This is a genomic window from Dactylosporangium sp. CA-052675 (genome assembly GCF_050947935.1).
Classification (GTDB): Bacteria; Actinomycetota; Actinomycetes; order Mycobacteriales; family Micromonosporaceae; genus Dactylosporangium.
In genome coordinates, this window is sequence record NZ_CP192010.1 from 2,439,474 (window position 1) to 2,458,236 (window position 18,763).

Below are 18,763 nucleotides of genomic sequence, written 5' to 3' on the forward strand. Positions count from 1 at the left end.
GAACATGACGTCACGGTTCACTCGCCTGGTCGTCTTCACCGCGGTGGTGGCGGCCGGGATGAGCCTCGCCACACCCGCCGGCGCCGTCGCGAACGGAGATCCGGTGCCGGACGGGCGGTACCGGTTCGCGGTGAAGCTGACCATGACCGACATCCCGAGGCCCGACGGCACCCACTACGACAGCGCCTGCTCGGCGGCCCTGCTGTCGCCGTGGTGGATCATCACCGCCGGGCACTGTTTCCACGATCCGCGGCGCAATCCCGTCTCCGGGCCGGTGCCCTACGAGACCACCGCGACGGTCGGGCGCGCGGACCTGTCGCGCCGCGGCGGCCACGTGGTGCACGTGGTCTCCGTCCGGCAGGGCCCGAGCGGCGACATCGCGATGGCCAAGCTCGACCGGCCGGTGTACGACATCGTGCCGCTGCGGGTGGCCGAGCAGCCCCCCGCGGTCGGCGACGTGCTGCGCATCACCGGGTGGGGCAAGCTCGCGGCCACCGACACGGCCCCGGCCGGTCAGCTGCGGACCGGGCAGCTCAAGGTGTCCGCGGTCGCCGCGGGCACGGTCGGGGTGAGGGGCTACCGCCCGGCGCCCGACACGAGCGCGTGCGAGTACGACTCGGGCGCGCCCTACTTCGCCGAGACCGGGCGCAACGCCAGGTTCCCGGTGCTCGTCTCGGTGGAGAGCACCGGCCCGTCCTGCCCGCACGACCAGCAGGAGGCCACCACCCGGGTGGACCCCCTCCACGGCTGGATTCGCGGCACACTGCTCACGTAGCCGGGCCGGCGGCCGATGGGTCGGGCATGGTCCGCAATCTGCCGATCGCCGCGAAGCTCGCCTCGACCGTCGCGGTCGTGTGCGTCCTGCTCGTGGGGGTCGGGGTCCTGGGCATCGTGCAGCTCGGCGGCGCCCAGGACCGGCTGCACCGCATGTACACCGACAACCTGCAGGACGTGGCGGACCTCGACGACGTCGGGCTGTCCTTCAGGACCGTCCAGACCGAGGTCGCCAACATGGCGCTGTCCTCGACGCCGGCCGACATGGCGACCGCGCTGCGCAACGTCCAGCAGGCGAACGCGGCCCTGGACGCGGCGTGGGCCAAGTTCATCGCGCTGCCCGCCGCCGGCGAGCTGAGCGACCGCAGGGCCTTCGAGCAGTCCCTCGCCGACTACCGCACGGTGCTGCAGCAGGACCTGCTGCCCCTGGCCCAGGCCTCGCGCACCGACGGGGCCGAGATCACCGAGATCCGCAAGACGAAGGCCGAGCCGCTGACCACCGCCGCCCAGGCCGCGCTCGACCGGCTCAACGCGGCCGTCGACGTCAAGTCGCGGCACACGCTGAGCGATTCCCAGAGCTCGTACGAGCGCTCCCGCCTGCTCATCGTCGGCATGATCGTCGTGGCCGTCGTGCTCGCCGTCATCCTCGTGTCGATCGTCAGCCGCATGATCTCCCGCCCGCTGCGCGAGACGGTCCGCGTGCTCGAGTCCGTCGCCGAAGGCGACCTCGGCGGCCGGCTGCGGGTCGCCGGCCGCGACGAGGTGGGCCGGATGGGCGACGCGCTGAACCGGGGCCTCGAGCGCCTCGGCGGCTCCCTGCGCGACGTCGACGGGAACGTGGGCCGGGTCTCCGCCGCGGCCGCCCAGCTCACCGGCGCGGCCGGGGCCATGAACGACAGCGCGGCCCGCTCGTCCGGGGAGGTGCACCTGGCCTCGCAGGCCACCGACGGCATCACGCAGGACATCGGTACCGTCGCCACCGGCTCCGAGGAGATCGGCGCCTCGATCCAGGAGATCGCGCGCAGCACCTCCGACGCCGCGGCCACCGCGGACCGGGCCGTGCACGAGGCGGCGCAGGCGGCGACGGTCCTGGGCAGCCTCGGGCAGTCCTCCCGCGAGATCGAGACCGTCGTCAAGCTCATCACCTCCATCGCCGAGCAGACGAACCTGCTGGCCCTGAACGCCACGATCGAGGCCGCCCGCGCCGGGGACGCCGGCAAGGGCTTCGCCGTCGTCGCGACCGAGGTGAAGGACCTGGCCCAGGAGACGGCCCGCGCGACCGAGGACATCGCCCAGCGCGTCGGGGCCATCCAGCGCGACTCCGCCGCGGCGGTGCACGCCATCGAGTCGATCAGCGAGGTGATCACGACCATCCGCGACGCCCAGGCGAGCATCGCGGCGGCGGTCGAGGAGCAGTCGTCCACGACGGCCGAGATGAGCCGCACGGTGAGTCAGGTCGCGGGCCGGGCCAGCCAGATCAGCACGAACGTCAACGGGGTGGCGGCCGCGGCCGACGAGACCACGGGCATCGCGAGGAGCACGGCCGCCACGGCCGAGGAGCTGAACCAGGTCGCGGGCGATCTACGCCGCACCGTGGCCGTGTTCCGCTACTAGTCCGCTCCTAGTCCAGGTCGGCGAGCCGGTCCGCCGGCACCACCGCGTACTGCCGCAGCGAGAGGTCCCGGAACGTCACCGGCCCCCGAGGCCCCGGCACCCGGTCGATGTTGATCCCCGTCTCGGGCACGTTGAGCAGCTTGAATCCGTCGAGCAGCCGGGTCGTGGCGTTCCAGAACGCGCCGGTGCCGGCGTAGGCGCCGAGGAACTCCCGGGCGGCCGCCGCGTCCTCGGTCACGATCCCCGCGGCCAGCCCCGACGTCTCGTCGTTGGCCAGGCGCGCGGCGGCGAGCGGGGAGTCGACGGGCGCGACGGTGATCGTCGCCTCGCGGTCGGCGTCCAGCGCCCACTCGTAGCCCAGCGCGTGCGCGTGCGGCGGCGGCGAGACGGCGATGCGGGGCGCCACGGCGGCGGTGACCCGCGGCACCAGGTCCTCGTAGCGCGAGCGGTGGATGAGCAGCAGGTTGAGCCGGTTGCACACGCCGAGCCGGTCGAGGCCCGCGGTGATGAGCGCGAACGCCTTGTCGAGGTCGGCCGCCGCGTCGATGTAGAGCACGCCGCCGCCGTCGGCGTGGGCGAGGGTGCGCACGCCCCGCAGCGCCGCCTTCTCGGCCAGGGCCCGGGTGCTCTCACCGCTGCCGCGCAGGATCACCAGCGGGACCAGGCCCGGCTGGGACACCAGGGCGTCGGCGGTCTCGCGGCCCCGGGCCCGGATGAGCTGCACGGCGGCCGGGTCGAGGCCGGCCTCGGCCAGGGCCGGCGCGACGATCCCGTCCATGAGCGCGATCGCCGAGGCCAGGGCGGCCGAGCCGGTGCGCAGCACCCCGCCGTTCTGGCTCTTGATCAGCTGCGAGGCGACGTCGACGGTCACGTTGGGGCGGGCCTCGTAGTTGGCGCCGATGACGCCGACCGGGCGCCGCCACTCCTGCAGCACCAGCCCCCCGCCGAGCTCGCGGACCGTCCGGCGGGCCGGCTCCGGCTCCACGTCGGCGAGGATGTTCAGCTGCTCGGCCATGCCGGCCAGCCGGGCCTCGTCGAGGCGGAGCCGGTCGAGCAGGCCGCCGCTCATCCCGCCGGCCTCGGCCGCGGCCACGTCGGCGCGGTTGGCCTCCAGGATCGCGTCCGGGCCGGCGGCGAGGCGGCGGGCCATCCCGCGCAGGGCCTCGTCGATGGTCTTGGCCGGCGCCGCGGCGAGCGAGGCGGCCGCGGCGCGGGCGGCACGGGCGGCCTCGGCCACGACCTGGTTGACGTCCTGCTCCTCGCCCACGGCACGGCCTCCCAAAGGATGAGATCTACGGTTTACGCGCCTGCAGAGTGTATGTAAGCGGCAGACGCGCACGCCCCTCGGCCAGCCGGTGCTCACCCTGCGCGTCCTCGACGGTCCGCCCCGGGTAGAAGTCCCACGGGCAGCTGTCGTGCTCCTCCAGCATGGTCAGCTGCAGCCCCTCGGCGAGCAGCGCGCCCACGATCTCGCCCAGCCCGTGGTTCCACGAGTGGGTGACGTTGTGCTGGAACTGCCCGGGCGTGTCGACGTACGAGCCGGACTCCTCCCACACCAGGGGCTCCGGCGTCTCGAAGTACGGGAAGCTGACGACCAGCAGATCGTCCTTGCGCGTCTCGTCGATCGTCCACATCATGGGATGGCCCTCGCGGATGAACAGCCGCCCGCCGGGCCGCAGCAGGGTCGCCACGACCCCGGCCCACCGGCGGATGTCGGGCAGCCAGCACAGGGCGCCGACCCCGGTGTAGACCAGGTCGAACCCGCCCGCCCCGAGCACCGCCGGGGCGCCGTAAACGTCCGACTCCACGTAGTCGATGTCCGCCCCGAAGCGCTCGGCCAGGGCCCGGGCCTCGGCCAGGGAGGCGGGGGAGAAGTCGAGGCCGGTGACCCGCGCGCCCAGCCGGTGCAGGGAGAGCGTGTCCGTGCCGATGTGGCACTGCAGGTGCACGGCCCGCAGCCCGCGCACGTCGCCGAGGCGGGGCCGGTCGAAGCGCACGACGTCGCTGAGGTGCTCCGGATCGTCGAAGCCCTGCAGGTTGTACCCGCGCGACGCCGCATGCGCCGGTGCCCGCTCGTCCCACTGCGCCCGGTTGAGCCGGAAGGAATCATCCACAAGGCGACCCTCACACGGAGGTCAAGCGGATATCGCCTCCGTCGCCGCGTGCAGGGTCGGCGACATGACGTGCGGGTGCAGCACGGGCGGCACGTGGACCGGCACGTCGACCGCGGCCGACAGGATCAGGGCGAGCGCCACGCTGGTCGGCCGCGCCTCCGGCAGCTTGTCCAGGCTCGCCTCGCAGACCTCGAGGACCTCCTGCGGCATCCCGGCGATCCGCGGCAGCGGCTCCGGCGGGGTGTGGCGGTGGGCGCGCAGCATCTGCTCGTCGGTGTCGGCCGGGTACGGCAGCCGCCCGGTCAGGCACTGGTAGAGCAGCACCCCGACGGCGTACACGTCGGCCGGCGGGGCCGCCGGGCCCGGCTCCAGGCGCTCCGGCGCGAGGTACGCCGGCGTCCCCATCAGCGTCCCGTCCGGCAGCTGGTCCGGCTGCCCGGTGCGGGCGGCCACCCCGAAGTCGAGGATCTTGGCTCCCGCCGAGGTCAGCACCACGTTGGCCGGCTTGATGTCGCGGTGCACGACGCCGTGCCCGTGGGCCGCGGCCAGACCCGCCCCGACCTCCGCGCACACCCGGCCGGCGACCCGCCAGTCCAGTGGCCCGTCGTTCATCACGGCGTCCAGCGGCTGGCCCTCCACCAGCTCCATCACCAGGTAGGCGGTCCCGCGCCCGGCCCGGCGCGAGGTGCCGAAGTCGTACACCGACACGACGTTGGGGTGCGCGAAGCGGGCGCCGGAGCGGGCCTCGTTGCGGGCCCGGTCGAACGCCTCGGGGTCCGCGGTGTGCTCGGGGGTGAGCAGCTTCACGGCGACCCGGCGGTCCAGGACCTCGTCGTGCGCCTCCCAGACGCTGGCCATGCCGCCTTCGCCCAGCTTGCGTCGCAGTCGGTACCGTCCGCCGAGAACCCGCACATCATCCTGTTTCCCACCCGGCGACCGGTTCAAAAGACCAACCGCAGGGCACCGCCGGTGCACCGCGCGCGCAACCGGCGGCCGGTGAGCTGGTAGGCATGCACGGACGCGCCCGACTCCTGGTCGCGGCCGGCGCCGCCGCGATCGTGGGCTCATCGCTGGCCGCCGGCCCGCTCGCCCGCGTCCTGTGGATGCTCGGCTGCCTGGCCGGGGCCGCCCCGCTGCTGGTGCGGATGGTCCGCGACCGCCGCTCGGTCGCGCCCGCGTGGCGGCTCGTCGGCGCCGGCTTCGCCGTCCGGCTGCTCTCCGACCTCGTGTGGACGGTCGAGGCGCTGACCCACCGCGGCGGGGTGCCCTTCCCGTCGTGGAACGACCTCGGGTACCTGACCTCCTACGCGCTGCTCATCGCCGGGCTCATCGGCGCCGCCGGGGGACGGGCGCGGCTCGCCCTGCTCGACGCGTCCATCGTGATGGCCGGGTTCGCGGTGATCGACTGGATGCTGCTGCTGCATCCGTACCTGCACCACGCCGCCATCGGCCCCCTCGCCCTGAGCCTCGCGCTGGTGTACCCCGTCTGCGACCTGGTCCTGTTCGCCGCCGCCGTGCGCGCCCTGCTCTCCGGGGCGGCCCGCAACCGCGCGAACCGGCTGGTGCTCGCGGGCGCCGGGCTGCTGCTCGCGGCCAACACGATCTTCTTCGCGCACGCCGCGTCCGGCTCCACCCGCGACGTGGCCTGGCTCGACAACGCGCTCTGGCTCTGCTCCTACCTGGCGCTCGGCCTGGCCGGGCTGCACCCGCGGCCGGTCGGCGAGCGCTCGGCCGTGCCCGCGGCGGCCGCCGCGGTCGTCTCCCCGCGCCGGCTGCTGCTCTTCGGCGCGGCCACGCTGCTCGGCCCGGCCGCGACCGTCTACCGCCTGATCACCGCCGACGGCCTGCGCGGGTCGGGGGAGTGGCAGCACCTCGTCGTGCCCTCGATCCTCGCCGCGGTGCTGTCGGTGCTGCTCGTCACCCGCCTGGGCGGCCTGGCCCGGCTCGCCCAGCGCCGCCAGGCCGAGCTGGAGGCGAACGGGCGCCGGCTGCAGGCCGCGCTCGACGAGCGGGCGGCGCTGGAGGACCAGCTGCGCCACGGCGCCCTGCACGACCCGGTGACCGGGCTGGCCAACCGGGCCCTGCTCGCGCAGCGCATGGAGTGGAGCCTGGACCGGGCGGACGGGGCCGCCGCCGGCCCCGGGCACGCGCTGCTGCTGCTCGACCTCGACCGGTTCACCGACCTCAACGACGCCCACGGGATCGCGTTCGGCGACGAGGTGCTCGTCGCGCTGGCGCACCGCCTGCGCGCGGTCGCGGCGCCCGGGGACACCCTGGCCCGGCTGGGCGGCGACGAGTTCGCGCTGTTCGTGGAGCACGGCACCGCGCCGGGGTCGCACGAGCGGGCCGAGCAGCTCGCCGAGCTCCTGCGGGCCGAGGTCAAGGCGCCGCTGCGGGTCGGCGGGCGGGTCGTGCACCTCGCGGCCAGCATCGGGCTCGTGCACCTCGACGGGCAGGAGCCGCGCGAGGCCATGGCCGATGCCGACCTGGCCCTGCGCGCCGCCAAGCGCGGCGGGCGCGACCGTGTGGTGCGGTACCGATCGGAGCTCAGAAGCGCCCGGGAGACCTTCACGCGGATCAGCGCGGGGCTGCGCCACGCGATCGAGCGCGGCGAGCTGGCCGTGCACTACCAGCCGGTGGTCGAGCTGCCGGGCGCGCGGATCGTGGCCGTGGAGGCGCTGCTGCGCTGGACGCCGGCGAGCGGGCCGGTGCCGCCGGACGCGTTCATCCCCGTCGCCGAGGAGACCGGCCTCATCGTGCCCATCGGCGCCTGGGTGCTGCAGCGGGCCTGCCGGGACGCCCGCGGCTGGTACGAGCGCTTCGGCACCTCGATCACCGTGAACGTCTCGGTGCGCCAGCTCGCCGAGCCCGGCTTCGCCGACGAGGTCTTGACGGTGCTGGCCCGCACGGGGCTGCCGGCGGCGGCCCTGGTCCTGGAGATCACCGAGTCGGTGTTCGCCGGGGACGCCGACGCGCTGCCCGGCGCCCTCGCGCGCCTGCGCGGGCACGGGGTCCGCATCGCCATCGACGACTTCGGCACCGGCTACTCGTCGCTGTCGTACCTCAACCAGCTCCCCGTCGACATCCTCAAGATCGACCGCTCGTTCGTGCCGACCGGCGCCGCGTCCGACGGCGACCACGCCTTCACCCGCGCCGTGCTCCAGCTCGGCAGCAGCCGCCGCCTGCCCGCGATCGCCGAGGGCATCGAGACCGCCGAGCAGGCCGAGGTGCTGCACGAGCTCGGCTGCCGGCTGGCGCAGGGGTACCACTTCGCCCGGCCCGGCCCGGCCGAGCACCTCGAGGCCGCCTTCGCCCGGCTGAACCCGGCCCGCGACGCGGCGGCGGGGCGGCCCGGATGAGCCCGGGCCTCGCCGCCGTGCGCCGCGACCCCTGGGTGCGGGCCCTGCTCGCGGCCGGCGGCGTGCTCGTGCTCTGGTTCCTGCTCGGGCTCGGCTCCGACGCCGCGCAGGTCCGGCTCTTCTGGTCGCTGCTGCCGGTCACCGACCTGCTGCTCTGGCACGCCTCGCGCCGGGTCACCCGGATGGACCTGCCCGCCGACACGCGGCGGTTCTGGCGCGCGGTGAGCCGCACCTCGCTGCTGTTCGTGCTCGGCGACGCCAGCCAGACGGTCGTGGCGTGGGTGCGTCCGGGGGCGGCCGCGGCCGTGCCCAACGCGTTGCAGGCCGGCGCGATCCTCGTGGGCGTGGCGTACATGGTGTGGATCATGCTGACCCACCCCGGCCGCCTGCTGACGCGGGCGGCGCGGCTGCGCTTCTGGCTCGACGCCGCCTCGGTGCTCGTCGGCGTGGCCGTGCTGGCCTGGCTGCTGCTCCTGCCCGCGCAGACCGGGCGGCCGGTCGGGGCCCTGGTCGCCCAGCTGCTGGGCACGGCGATCATCCTCGTGGCCGGCTTCGCCGCGGTGAAGCTGATCCTGAGCGGCAACGCGCCGCTGACCGTCGCCGCGGCGGCCCCGATGCTGGCGGCGGGCGTGTTGCAGGGGGCGGCCGGGTCGCTCGTGTCGCCCGGCCCGGCGCACCTCGACGTGCTGCTCGGCGCCCAGTTCCTGTCGTCGGTCCTGCTGGTGCTCGGCCCGCGCCTGCAGGAGGTCTGCGGACCGCCGGTCCCGGCGGCCCAGCGCCGCTCGAAGCCCTACAGCCTGCTGCCGTACACGACGCTGGCGGGCATGTTCGCCGGGCTGCCCTTCGTCCTGAGCGACGGGGTCGGGGCCGACACGTGGATCCTGCTCGGCGGCCTCTTCGTCGCCACCGTGCTGGCCGTCAGCCGGCAGCTGCTCGCCTTCGCCGAGAACGCGGTCCTCGTGCGCGAGATCAAGGGCCAGGAGCAGCGGATGAGCAGCCTGCTGGCGCACTCGACCGACATCACCTCTCTCGTGGGGGTCGACGGGACCCTGACGTACGTGTCGCCGGCCACCGAGCGGCTGCTGGGCAAGGAGCCGGCGCTGGTGCTCGGCACGCCCGTCGTCGCCCACATCCACCCCGACGACCTCGGGATCTTCCTGCCGGCCATGGCGCAGCTGCGCTCGGCGCCGGACGCCACGGTCACCTACCAGGTCCGCTACGCCCACGCGGACGGCTCCTGGCGCTGGCTCGACGTGGTCAGCCGGAACCTGCTGCACGTGCCGGGGGTGCGGGCCTACGTCAGCAACGCCCGCGACGCCACCCAGGCCCGGCTGCTGCAGGACGAGCTGCGGCACCAGGCCACGCACGACGGCCTGACGGGGCTGGCGAACCGGGCGCTCTTCGACGCCCGCCTCGCCGCCGCGGACTCGCCCGGCGCCGTGCTGCTCGTCGACCTCGACGACTTCAAGCTCGTCAACGACACCTACGGCCACCACGCCGGCGACGCGGTGCTGGTCGCGGTGGCCGAGCGCCTGGCCGCGGCCACGCCGTCGCCGGGCCTGGCGGCGCGGCTGGGCGGCGACGAGTTCGCCGTGCTGCTCCCGGACGCGGACGGGCAGGCGGCGGCGGGCACGGCCGCGCGCTTCCTGGCGCTGATGGAGGCCCCGGTCCGGGTCGACGGCCGGCTCCTGCCGATCCGGGCGAGCGTCGGCTTCGCCGAGGGCCCGCCCGGCGACCCGGACGGTCTCCTGCGGCGCGCGGACGCGGAGATGTACCGCCTCAAGCGGATGACGCGCGTCTCGTGAACACCGCGCGCTCGGCGTCGTTGCGGCTCAGCCGGGCGGCCTCGGCGAACGCGGCCCGGGCCTCCCCGGTGCGGCCCAGGCGATCGAGCATCTCGCCGCGCGCGGCCGGCAGGTGCGGGTAGCCGGGCAGGTTCAGCCCGTCGAGCAGCTCCAGGGCCGCGGCCGGGCCTTCGGCCATCCCGACCGCCACGGCCCGGTTGAGCTCGACGACGGCCGACGGGGCGACGTGGGACAGCAGGCGGTACAGCGCGGCGATGCGGGCCCAGTCCGTGTCCTCGAACGCGCGCGCCCGGGCGTGGGCGGCGGCGATCGCGGCCTGCAGGCCGTAGGGGCCGAGCGTGCCCAGCTCCTCGGCGCGCGCCAGGGCGGCCAGCCCGCGCCGGATCAGCAGCCGGTCCCAGCGGCGGCGGTCCTGGTCGGCCAGCAGCACCGGGCGGCCCTCGGCGTCGGTGCGGGCGCCGATCCGGGAGGCCTGCAGCTCCATGAGCGCCGTCAGGCCGTGGACCTCGGGCGCGTCCGGCATCAGCCCGCACAGCACCCGGCCCAGGCGCAGGGCCTCCTTGACCAGCTCGGGCCGCGACCAGTCCGCGCCCGCGGTCGCCGAGTAGCCCTCGTTGAAGATCAGGTAGACGGTCCCGAGCACCGCCGAGAGCCGCGCCGGCGCCTCGCTCGCGGGCGGCAGTTCGAACGCCACGCCCCGCAGCGCCTTCTTGGCCCGCAGGATCCGCTGCGAGACCGTCGCCTGCGTGGTCAGGAAGGCCCGGGCGATCTCGTCCGTGCGCAGGCCGCCCAGCATCCGCAGGGTGAGGGCGACCTGCGACTCGGTCGTCAGCGACGGGTGGCAGGCGGTGAAGATCAGCCGCAGCGTGTCGTCGCCGATGTGGTCGTCGAGGGCGTCGACGATCGCCGCCTCCTCGCTGCAGCCGTCCCCGGCCCCGGCGACGGCGAGCTTGCGGCGGTAGGTCTCCTGCCGCCGCAGGTGGTCGATCGCCCGGTGCTTGGCCGTGGCCATGAGCCACGGCCCGGGATCGTCCGGCACGCCCCGGGCCGGCCACTGCTCCAGGGCCAGCACCAGGGCGTCCTGCGCCAGTTCCTCGGCCACCCCGACGTCGCGGACCAGCCGGGCGAGCGTGCCGATGATGCGGGCGGACTCGATGCGGTAGACCGCCTCCACCACGCGGCGCACGTCCGGCCCGTCCGGGCGCTGGTCCGAGCGCCGGTCCGGGGTCATCGGCTCAGAACTCCATGACCTGCAGGATGCGGCACGAGCCCGTCCACTCGGGCCACAGGTCGCGGTGGACCTTCATGAAGCGGCTGCACCACTCGACCGCCTCCTCCTTGGAGCGGACCTCGTAGACCGCGTAGCTGATCATCTCCTTGGTCTCCGTGAACGGCCCGTCGGTGACGGTCAGGTCGCCGCCGGTCACGGTGACCCGCGCGCCGGCCGCGCTCGGCAGCAGGCCGGCGTTGTCGATGAGGGCGCCCGCGGCCGTCGCCTCCTCGCCGAGCTTCATGATCGCTTCCATGAGCCCGGCGGGGGGCGGCGTCGGGGGCTGGGTCGCCTCGAGCAGCATCACGTATCGCACAACAGTCTCCTCACGCGAAGTGGTCCTTTCATCCCCTCCTCGAAGGGGAGGGCCCGGATCCGACATCGCGCCCGGAATTCTTTTTACGCGTTGCGGGTGATGTCCGAGACCTCCTGGGCCGTCAGCTTGATGCCGGCGGCGGCGATGTTGTCCTCGAGGTGCCCGACCGACCCGGTGCCGGGGATCGGCAGGATCGACGACGAGCGGGCCAGCAGCCAGGCGAGCACGATCTGGCGGGGCGTGGCCTCGTACTTCTTCGCGACCGCCTCGATCGTGGCGTTGCCGTCGAGGTTCTGGATCGGGGCCCACGGCAGGAAGACGATGGACTCCTGCTCGCACAGGTCGACCAGCGCCTCCGAGCCGCGGTCGTCGACGTTGTACCGGTTCTGGATCGACACCACCGGCGTGATCCGCTGCGCGGCCCGCAGCTGCTCCTCGTTGAAGTTCGACACGCCGATGTGCCGGATCTTGCCCTGGGCCTTGAGCTCGGCGATGGCCCCGACGGACTCCTCGAGCGGCACGCGCGGGTCGACGCGGTGGAACTGGTACAGCGTGATCGTGTCCACCCGCAGCTTGCGCAGGCTGCCCTCGAGCGCCTCGCGCAGGTGCTCGGGCCGCCCGTCGGGCGCCCACTCGTTGGGGCCCGACCGCGTCAGGCCGCCCTTCGTGGCGATGACGAGGTCGTCGGCGTAGGGGTGCAGGGCCTCGGCGATGATCTCCTCGCTGACGTCCGGCCCGTAGGAGTCGGCGGTGTCGATGAAGTTCACGCCCAGCTCGACGGCGCGGCGCAGGACCCGCTTGGCCTCCTCGCGGTCGCGGGGCGGCCCCCAGATCCCGTCGCCGGTGATGCGCATCGCGCCGAAGCCGAGCCGGTTGACGGTCAGGTCGCCACCGACGTCGATCGTGCCCGCGTTCGCCGCGCTGCTCTGTGCTGACATGCGTCAGTTCTCCTTCGCTAGTCCTCGCCTCCGAATCTAGCCATGCGCGCGGCCGGCCGCCGAGGACGCTGTGAGAATCCGGAGCGCCACGGCTCTGGATTAGTGCACTTCACCCTGGGTACTGTGTCCCGACCCGCCCGACCCGACCCGCCGAGCACTGGGAGTGAGCAGCATGAACGCGCATGACCCGACCGGAATCGACCCCGACAGCCCCGAGGCGGCGGCCCGCGAGGCGGCGCGCTTCGAGGCCGAGCGCAAGCAGAGCCTGGAGCACCAGCTGGCCCGGGGCGGCCGCGTGGACGACGGCGCCGTCGACTCCACCGGGCGCAGCATCCGCGACCCCCGCCGGGGAACGCAGCTGGACGAGGACATCTAGCGAGGCGCCCGCGCGGGCGTCCGCGGGGCCCGGAGCCGGACTCGGCGCCGGGCCCTCGCGGTGTCCGGAGCAGATGCCGACGCATTGACGTCGGGTGCATTGCGACAATGCACCCGCCCGGCGCCGTACCACCTCTTCGTCGGCGAGGAGACCGCCTCGGTCGCGTTCGGCCCGATGCTGCGGGCGCTGCCGGCCGCCGAGCGGGCCGCGAGCCGGGTCGTGGTCGAGGCGGAGCCCCCGGACCGGCTCCCCCTCGACGGGAACGTTACGTGGGTGTCGCGGGACGGGCTCGTCGACGCGGTACGACGGCTGGACCTTCCGCAGGAACCCGGGCAGGCTTATGTCGCCGGGGAGGCGCGCGCCGTGCAGGCCGTCAAGCAGCACCCCGTCCGCGACCGGGGCTGGCCGCGGCGATCGGTGCTGACCAAGCCGTTCTGGACGCCCGGGCGCCGCGGCATGGAGTAGTGACATCCGACCTATCGATGCTCGCCGACCCCTTGCGGGCCGTTCTCCCCGGCTGGTAGACAACAGTCCTCCGATGTTTGGGAGAGCTTCGTGACTGCAGAGTTCGACGGCCTCGCCGCCGTCGTGACCGGGGCCGCCTCCGGGATCGGCCTGGCCACGGCCCGCCACCTCGCCGCCCGCGGTGCCCGCGTGGCCGGCCTCGACCTGCGCACCGACGGCATCCCCGAGGGCGTCGCGGGGTTCGTCGCCGACGTGACCGACGACGAGGCCGTGCGCGCCGGCGTCGGGGCCGCGGCCGCCCACCTCGGCGGCATCGACATCCTGGTGAACAACGCCGGCATCGGCGCGATCGGCACCGTGGAGGCCAACGCCGACGCCGAGTGGCACCGCGTCTACGACGTCAACGTCGTCGGCCTGGTCCGGGTCACCCGCGCCGCCCTGCCGCACCTGCGCCGCTCGTCCTGCGCCGCGATCGTGAACACCTGCTCGATCGTGGCGCACGCGGGCGTGCCGGACCGCGCCCTCTACAGCGCGACCAAGGGCGCCGTGCAGGCGCTGACCGCGGCCATGGCCGCCGACCACGTGCGCGAGGGCATCCGGGTCAACTGCGTCAACCCGGGCACCGCCGACACCCCGTGGGTGCGCCGGCTGCTCGACGAGGCCGCCGACCCCGCCGCCGAGCTCACCGCGCTGCGGGCCCGCCAGCCCACCGGCCGGCTGGTCACGCCCGAGGAGGTCGCGCACGCGATCGCCTACCTCGCGAGCCCGCTGGCCAGCGCGACCACCGGCGCCGTGCTGTCGGTCGACGGCGGCATGCACGGCCTGCGGGTCAGGCCCACGGCGTGACCGTCCTCGGGCTGGGCTGTGCCCAGCTGGGCAACCTGTGGCGCGAGCGCTCCGACGCGCAGGCCCGGGCCATCGTCGACGCGGCCTGGGAGTGCGGCATCCGCTCCTTCGACACCGCCCCGCACTACGGCCTCGGCCTGTCGGAGCGGCGGCTCGGGGCGGCCCTCGCGCACCGGCCGCGCGCCGGGTTCACGGTGAGCACCAAGGTCGGCCGCCTGCTCGAACCCGTCGACGGGGCCGGCGACGACCTGGCCGACGGGTTCGCGGTCCCGCGCACGCACCGCCGCGCCTGGGACTTCAGCCGCGACGGGGTGCGTCGCTCGCTGGAGGCGAGCCTGGACCGCCTCGGCCTCGACCGTGTCGACGTGGCCCTCCTGCACGACCCGGAGTTCCAGCCGGAGGCGGCGCTGCGGCACGGGTTCCCGGCCCTCGCGCAGCTGCGCGCCGAGGGGGTCGTGGGCGCGATCGGGGCCGGCTCGAAGGACGCCGGGGTGCTCACCCGGCTCGTGACCGAGTGCGCGCCCGACGTGGTGATGGTCGCGGGGCGGTACACCCTCCTGGAGCAGCCCGCGGCCTCGGCGCTGCTGCCCGCGTGCGCCGCGGCGGGGGTGGCGGTGATCGCGGCCGGCGTGTTCAACAGCGGCCTGCTCGCCGAGGACGTGCCGCGGGCGGGCCTGCACTACGAATACGGCGACGCCCCGGCGGCGCTCGTCGAGCGGGCGTCGGCCATCGCCGCCGTGTGCGCCTCGTTCGGCACGACCCTGCCGGCCGCCGCGATCGCCTTTCCGGGCCGCGACCCCTGCGTGACCGCGGTGGTGCTCGGGGCCGACGACGCCGATCAGGTGCGGCGCAACGCCGCGCTGTTCGCCGCCCCGCCCCCCGCCGCCCTGTGGCCGGCCCTGCGCTCGCGGGGACTGCTGTGATCGTCGGCGCGCGCCGGCACCCGTGGCCCCGGCGGCCGGTACCGTCGCCGCGGAGCGAACCGTGGCGCTGACCGACGAGGCCATCGACAAGATCAAGGGCATGATCACCTCGGGCGAGCTGCGCCCGGGCGACCGCCTGCCCAGGGAGGCGGACCTGGCCGAGCGGCTGGGCCTGTCCCGCAACTCCCTGCGCGAGGCCGTGAAGGCGCTGTCGCTGATCCGGGTCCTGGACGTCCGCCAGGGCGACGGCACCTACGTGACCAGCCTGGAGCCCGCCCTCCTGCTCGACGCCCTGAGCTTCGTCGTCGACTTCCACCGCGACGACACCGTGCTGCAGTTGCTGGAGGTCCGCCGCATCCTGGAGCCGGCCGCGACCGCCCTGGCCGCGACCCGCATGACCGACGCGGACGTGGCCGGGCTCCGGGCCGTGCTGGACGCGCTCGGCGACGCGCCGGGCGTCGAGGCGCTGGTCGCCAACGACCTGGAGTTCCACCGGCTGATCGCCGCGGGCTCGGGCAACGCCGTGCTGTGCGCCCTGATCGACGGCCTGTCGGGCCCGACGACCCGCGCGCGCATCTGGCGCGGCCTGACCCAGGAGGGCGCGGCGGCCCGCACGCGCGAGCAGCACCAGGCCATCGTCGGCGCGATCGCGTCCCGCCGGCCGGACCTGGCCCGCTCCTGGGCCGCGATCCACGTCGCCGGCGTCGAGGAGTGGCTCCGCCGCGCCCTGTAGGGCTATGGTTTGAACGTGTTCAAGTCCGATCGCCCGGGGCGCCCGCTGCTGCTCGGGCTGGTGCTGTCCGTCGTGGTCCGCGGCGCGATGAGCGCCCTGAGCCTCCTCGCGATCGGGCCGCTGTTCGGCCCGATCGACCTGCTGGCCGGCGGTGTCCCGGCCGCCGACTACGCGTTGTCGGCGCTGCTCGCCCTCGCCACCGCGATCGCGTGCGACGGGCTGCGCCGCGACCGGCTGTGGGCGTACCGCCTCGGCCTGACCCTGGCCCGCCTCTACGTCACCGTCAACGCCGTCACCGCGATCGTCACCGGGGTGCTCGCGTGCTGGTTCCCGCCGCTGCTCGTGCCGTTCGCGGTGTACGTGGGCTCGGCCGCCCTCGCGTTCGTGGCGGCGCGGCGGCTCAGGGCCGAGGGCGGCTCCGCGCTGGTGCTCGGGCTCGCGCGTCTGCGCCGCTTCTGAGTGCGCAACCCCTCAGGAACCGGGCGCTCACGCCGATGAGACGGCCGGTTCGTTGATTGGTGAAGGGGCGTGCGCGTGGCAGCCGAGAAGCGACGGTGGCTGGCCGACCAGCCGATGGCCCGCAAGCTCATGCTGCTGGTGCTGGTGGGGTGCCTGGTCGGCGCGGTGGTGCTCGGCGTGGGCGTGTTCAGCCTCAAGCGCGTCAACGACCGCGCAGCCGAACTCTACAACCTCAACCTGGTGCCCGCCGCGCATCTCGCCGCGCTCGACCGGGCCGCGCTGCGCGTGCGCAACGACGTCGCCAACCTGGCGCTGTCCAACGGGCCGGTGGCGAGCAAGGCGTTCACCGACGACATCGCCGCGGCCGAGCAGCAGGTCGACGCCGAGGTCGCCGCCTACCGGGCGACGATTCGCGACGTCAAGCAGCGCCAGCTCCTGGACCGGTTCACGATCTGGTGGGGCGCGTTTCGCAACATCCGCGACCATCGGCTGCTCCCGCTGATCCAGGCCGGGGACAACGCGGGATTCCAGCAGGCGTACCTCGGCGACGGCGACACGGTCGGCGGCAACGCGATGGGCGCGCTCGAGGACCTGATGCGCTTCGAGCAGTCGAGCGGCCGGGCCGGGGCCGGGCAGGCCGCGAGCGCCTACCGCACCGCGCGGATCGCGATGGTCGTCGCGCTGCTCGCGGGGCTGGCGCTGGCGATGGTGCTCAGCCGGTACCTGACCGGGCTCGTCGTGCGCCCGATCCGCCGCGTGCACGCGGTGCTCAACGCGGTCGCGGCGGGCGATCTGACCGCCGAGGCCGACGTGGCCCAGCGCGACGAGGTCGGGCAGATGGCGCGGGCGCTCGGGGCGGCGACGGCCAGCACCCGCGAGGCGGTGCGCTCGCTCGGCGACAACTCGGCGACGCTCGCGGCCGCGGCCGAGGAGCTCACCGCGATCAGCCGGCAGATCGACACCAGCGCGAAGTCGGCCAACACGAAGGCGGGCGAGGTGGCGCGGGCGGCCGGGACGGTCAGCGAGCACGTCGCCGCGGTCGCCGGCGGGGCGTCGGAGATGGGCGACGCGATCGAGGAGATCTCGCGCAACACCGCCCACGCGGCGACGGTGACGGCGTCGGCGGTCGCGATCGCGGCCACCACCAACGACACGATCGGCAAGCTCGGCGCCTCGTCCACCGAGATCGGCGAGGTGGTCAAGGTGATCACCTCGATCGCGGGGCAGACGAACCTGCTCGCGCTGAACGCGACCATCGAGGCGGCCCGGGCCGGGGACTTCGGCAAGGGGTTCGCGGTCGTCGCGCAGGAGGTCAAGGACCTGGCGCGGGAGACCGCGCGGGCCACCGACGACATCGGCCGGCGGGTGCAGGCGATCCAGCTCGACACCGAGGACGCGGTCGCCGCCATGGGGCAGATCGGGGACGTCATCGCGCAGATGAGCGAGTACCAGAACGCGATCGCCGCGGCGGTCGAGGAGCAGGCGGCCACCGCCCGCTCGATGAGCCAGAGCGTCGGCGCGGCGGCCGGCGGCTCGACCGACATCGCCGGCACCATCGCCGGGGTCGCCGAGGCGACCGAGCTGACCAACCAGGGCGTGTCCAGCACCGGCGAGGCGGTCGACCAGCTCGCCTCGATGGCCTCCGAGATGCGCGTCCTCGTCTCCCGCTTCAAGTACTGAGGAATCCCTGATGCGTAGAGCTTTCGCCGCCGTACTCGCCGTCGCCCTGCTCGCGTCGGGCTGCACCGAGACCCTCAAGACCGACGCGACCGGGGGCGGCCCCGCCGTGCGGGTGGCGCTGCTGCTGCCCGAGCGCAAGGCGAGCCGCTACGAGGCCGGCGACCAGCCGTACTTCGCCCAGAAGCTCTCCGAGCTGTGCCCCGGCTGCACCGTGGACTACCGCAACGCCGAGCAGAACGCCGCGACCCAGCTGCAGCAGGCGAAGGACGCGCTCGACCAGGGCGCGAAGGTGCTCGTGCTGACCCCGGTCGACAGCGTCGCGGCGGGCGAGATCGTGACCGAGGCCAGCAACCGCGGGGTGCCCGTCATCTCCTACGACCGGCTCGTGCTGAAGACCGCGGTCGACTACTACATCTCCTTCGACAACGCGAAGGTGGGCGCGCTGCAGGCCCAGGCGCTGCTGACCGCGCTCGGCCCGAAGGCGTCGCAGGGCGAGATCCTGTGGATCAACGGCTCGCCGACCGACAACAACGCGACGCTGTTCAAGCAGGGCGCGCACGCCGGGCTGGACGGCAAGGTGAAGGTGGCGGCCGAGTCCGACACCGCCGAGTGGAACCCGGACAACGCGAGGGCCTGGACGGCGGGCATCCTGCCGACGCTGCGCGGGCGCACGATCGTCGGCGTGTACGCGGCCAACGACGGCACCGCGGGCGCGGCGATCGCGGCCATGAAGGCGGCCGGGATGCCGGCGGTCCCGGTGACCGGGCAGGACGCCGAGACCGCGGCGCTGCAACGGATCCTGGTCGGTGAGCAGTACATGACGGTCTACAAGGCGATCCGCGCCGAGGCGGAGGCGGCCGCGGCCCTGGCCGACGACCTGGTGCGCGGGCGCCGGCCCCCGGGGACGTCCACTGTGGACAACGGGGCCGGTCAGGTGCCGTCGATCCTGCTCGACCCGGTGGCCGTCACGAAGGAGACGATCGCCGGTACCGTGATCAAGGACGGGTTCGTGACGCCGGGTGCTCTGTGCGCGGGCCAGTACGCCGACGCGTGCCGAGCGGCCGGCATCGGCTGAGTCCCGCCCGGCCGCG

Annotated in this window: 18 protein-coding genes; 12 read left to right on the forward strand and 6 right to left on the reverse strand. The window is 74.6% G+C overall.

Features of this window, described 5'->3' with window-relative positions; translation table 11 throughout:
- Window positions 1-4 precede the first annotated feature (4 nt).
- Window positions 5-775: a S1 family peptidase gene (locus ACQP1P_RS10985; protein ID WP_433085587.1), complete on the forward strand. Its 771-nt coding sequence runs from the start codon at window positions 5-7 to the stop codon at window positions 773-775.
- Window positions 776-801: 26 nt separating this feature from the next.
- Window positions 802-2,388 (forward strand): methyl-accepting chemotaxis protein, encoded by a 1,587-nt coding sequence (locus ACQP1P_RS10990; RefSeq protein ID WP_433085589.1) that lies wholly within the window; start codon window positions 802-804, stop codon window positions 2,386-2,388.
- A gap of 7 nt (window positions 2,389-2,395) precedes the next feature.
- On the opposite strand, the gene ACQP1P_RS10995 is transcribed toward ACQP1P_RS10990, so the two are convergent.
- Genes ACQP1P_RS10995 through ACQP1P_RS11005 form a run of 3 tightly spaced genes read right to left on the reverse strand, consistent with a single transcriptional unit; the run spans window position 2,396 to window position 5,360 of the window.
- Window positions 2,396-3,655, reverse strand: coding sequence for an aldehyde dehydrogenase family protein (locus ACQP1P_RS10995; protein ID WP_433085591.1), 1,260 nt, complete (start codon window positions 3,653-3,655; stop codon window positions 2,396-2,398).
- A 25-nt stretch (window positions 3,656-3,680) separates the two neighbouring features.
- Window positions 3,681-4,502, reverse strand: a complete 822-nt coding sequence (locus ACQP1P_RS11000) for a class I SAM-dependent methyltransferase (RefSeq protein ID WP_433085593.1) — start codon at window positions 4,500-4,502, stop codon at window positions 3,681-3,683.
- A 21-nt stretch (window positions 4,503-4,523) separates the two neighbouring features.
- A complete protein-coding gene (locus tag ACQP1P_RS11005) occupies window positions 4,524-5,360 on the reverse strand; it encodes a serine/threonine-protein kinase (RefSeq protein WP_433085595.1) in 837 nt (278 codons plus the stop codon).
- A gap of 152 nt (window positions 5,361-5,512) precedes the next feature.
- Between ACQP1P_RS11005 and ACQP1P_RS11010 the strand changes: the two genes are divergently transcribed.
- A complete protein-coding gene (locus ACQP1P_RS11010; RefSeq protein ID WP_433085597.1) occupies window positions 5,513-7,861 on the forward strand; it encodes a putative bifunctional diguanylate cyclase/phosphodiesterase in 2,349 nt (782 codons plus the stop codon).
- On the forward strand, window positions 7,858-9,666 hold the full coding sequence (locus ACQP1P_RS11015) for a diguanylate cyclase domain-containing protein (RefSeq protein WP_433085599.1): 1,809 nt from the start codon (window positions 7,858-7,860) through the stop codon (window positions 9,664-9,666). Before ACQP1P_RS11010 ends, ACQP1P_RS11015 begins: the two co-directional genes overlap by 4 nt.
- Here the strand turns inward: ACQP1P_RS11015 and ACQP1P_RS11020 are convergent.
- The 3 genes from ACQP1P_RS11020 to ACQP1P_RS11030 form a co-directional block, all read right to left on the reverse strand.
- A complete protein-coding gene (locus tag ACQP1P_RS11020) occupies window positions 9,641-10,897 on the reverse strand; it encodes an RNA polymerase sigma factor (RefSeq protein ID WP_433085601.1) in 1,257 nt (418 codons plus the stop codon). The genes ACQP1P_RS11015 and ACQP1P_RS11020 overlap by 26 nt on opposite strands.
- Window positions 10,898-10,901: 4 nt before the next feature.
- Window positions 10,902-11,252, reverse strand: a complete 351-nt coding sequence (locus ACQP1P_RS11025; RefSeq protein ID WP_433085603.1) for a YciI family protein — start codon at window positions 11,250-11,252, stop codon at window positions 10,902-10,904.
- 83 nt (window positions 11,253-11,335) lie between these two features.
- On the reverse strand, window positions 11,336-12,190 hold the full coding sequence (locus ACQP1P_RS11030; protein ID WP_433085605.1) for an aldo/keto reductase: 855 nt from the start codon (window positions 12,188-12,190) through the stop codon (window positions 11,336-11,338).
- Window positions 12,191-12,362: 172 nt separating this feature from the next.
- On the opposite strand from ACQP1P_RS11030, the gene ACQP1P_RS11035 reads away from it, so the two are divergent.
- The 8 genes from ACQP1P_RS11035 to ACQP1P_RS11070 all read left to right on the forward strand — a co-directional run bounded on the left by ACQP1P_RS11035 (window position 12,363) and on the right by ACQP1P_RS11070 (window position 18,747).
- Window positions 12,363-12,566, forward strand: a complete 204-nt coding sequence (locus tag ACQP1P_RS11035) for a hypothetical protein (RefSeq protein WP_433085607.1) — start codon at window positions 12,363-12,365, stop codon at window positions 12,564-12,566.
- Window positions 12,567-12,665: 99 nt separating this feature from the next.
- Window positions 12,666-13,031 (forward strand): siderophore-interacting protein, encoded by a 366-nt coding sequence (locus ACQP1P_RS11040; protein ID WP_433085608.1) that lies wholly within the window; start codon window positions 12,666-12,668, stop codon window positions 13,029-13,031.
- A 90-nt stretch (window positions 13,032-13,121) separates the two neighbouring features.
- Complete coding sequence (locus tag ACQP1P_RS11045) at window positions 13,122-13,877, forward strand: SDR family NAD(P)-dependent oxidoreductase (RefSeq protein ID WP_433085609.1); 756 nt, start codon at window positions 13,122-13,124, stop codon at window positions 13,875-13,877.
- Window positions 13,874-14,800: an aldo/keto reductase gene (locus tag ACQP1P_RS11050; RefSeq protein ID WP_433085611.1), complete on the forward strand. Its 927-nt coding sequence runs from the start codon at window positions 13,874-13,876 to the stop codon at window positions 14,798-14,800. Before ACQP1P_RS11045 ends, ACQP1P_RS11050 begins: the two co-directional genes overlap by 4 nt.
- 61 nt (window positions 14,801-14,861) lie before the next feature.
- Window positions 14,862-15,533, forward strand: coding sequence for a FadR/GntR family transcriptional regulator (locus ACQP1P_RS11055; RefSeq protein ID WP_433085613.1), 672 nt, complete (start codon window positions 14,862-14,864; stop codon window positions 15,531-15,533).
- Window positions 15,534-15,548: 15 nt separating this feature from the next.
- Window positions 15,549-15,992: a hypothetical protein gene (locus ACQP1P_RS11060; RefSeq protein WP_433085615.1), complete on the forward strand. Its 444-nt coding sequence runs from the start codon at window positions 15,549-15,551 to the stop codon at window positions 15,990-15,992.
- A gap of 75 nt (window positions 15,993-16,067) precedes the next feature.
- Window positions 16,068-17,672, forward strand: a complete 1,605-nt coding sequence (locus tag ACQP1P_RS11065; protein WP_433085617.1) for a methyl-accepting chemotaxis protein — start codon at window positions 16,068-16,070, stop codon at window positions 17,670-17,672.
- Window positions 17,673-17,682: 10 nt separating this feature from the next.
- Window positions 17,683-18,747, forward strand: a complete 1,065-nt coding sequence (locus ACQP1P_RS11070; RefSeq protein ID WP_433085619.1) for a sugar ABC transporter substrate-binding protein — start codon at window positions 17,683-17,685, stop codon at window positions 18,745-18,747.
- Window positions 18,748-18,763 lie beyond the last annotated feature (16 nt).